This window comes from Bacillus sp. 01N45, from assembly GCF_056399205.1.
Genome location: NZ_JBFTQW010000061.1, coordinates 1 through 404 on the forward strand (window position 1 = coordinate 1; position 404 = coordinate 404).

Annotated in this window: 1 rRNA gene; it reads left to right on the forward strand. The window is 48.4% G+C overall.

The window, feature by feature from the left end:
- Positions 1–74 precede the first annotated feature (74 nt).
- Positions 75–404 (forward strand): 16S ribosomal RNA (locus AC1DMU_RS29730); the annotation flags it as partial.

A 404-nucleotide genomic window follows, 5' to 3' on the forward strand; every position in this document is an offset into this window, starting at 1 on the left:
AGTTCTTTGAAAACTGAACGAAACAAACAACGTGAAACGTCAATTTTTATTTTTAGATGCTAGACAAACTAACTTTATTGGAGAGTTTGATCCTGGCTCAGGATGAACGCTGGCGGCGTGCCTAATACATGCAAGTCGAGCGAATGGATTAAGAGCTTGCTCTTATGAAGTTAGCGGCGGACGGGTGAGTAACACGTGGGTAACCTGCCCATAAGACTGGGATAACTCCGGGAAACCGGGGCTAATACCGGATAATATTTTGAACTGCATRGTTCGAAATTGAAAGGCGGCTTCGGCTGTCACTTATGGATGGACCCGCGTCGCATTAGCTAGTTGGTGAGGTAACGGCTCACCAAGGCAACGATGCGTAGCCGACCTGAGAGGGTGATCGGCCACACTGGGAC